Annotated in this window: 1 protein-coding gene; it reads left to right on the forward strand. The window is 46.0% G+C overall.

The window, feature by feature from the left end:
- A partial coding sequence (locus AB4Z45_RS33065; protein ID WP_441913838.1) for a metallophosphoesterase family protein occupies positions 1-433 on the forward strand: 433 nt, incomplete at both ends.

The raw sequence follows: 433 nt of genomic DNA on the forward strand, positions 1-433 counted from the left end.
CGCACACTTTGTTGTGCTGAACTCGAATGAGACTTCGGCAAAATATGCGAACTTCTCCGAGGCGCAAGTCGAGTGGTTGAAAAAAGACGTGSAAGCAGCGAAAGCAGCAGGCTCGCAGTGGATTATTGTCAACATTCACAAAGGTCCATATACGACCTCAAACCATGCAACGGACAGCGATATTATGGGCGCTAACGGCGTAAGAAACCAAATCGCACCGATTATGGCAGAGCTCGGAATTGACTTTGTAGTACAAGGCCATGACCATATCTATGCCCGTACMAAACCGATCAAAAAAGATGGAACAGCAGCAGCAACWGAGAAGATTACTGAAACACTGAACGGTGAAAAGATTGAGTATACGGTGAATCCGGATGGTTCAATCTACATGATTCCTGCAACAGCAGGTCCGAAGGTATACTACAAGAATGCA

The organism is Paenibacillus sp. MCAF9 (genome assembly GCF_052114265.1).
Classification (GTDB): Bacteria; Bacillota; Bacilli; order Paenibacillales; family Paenibacillaceae; genus Pristimantibacillus.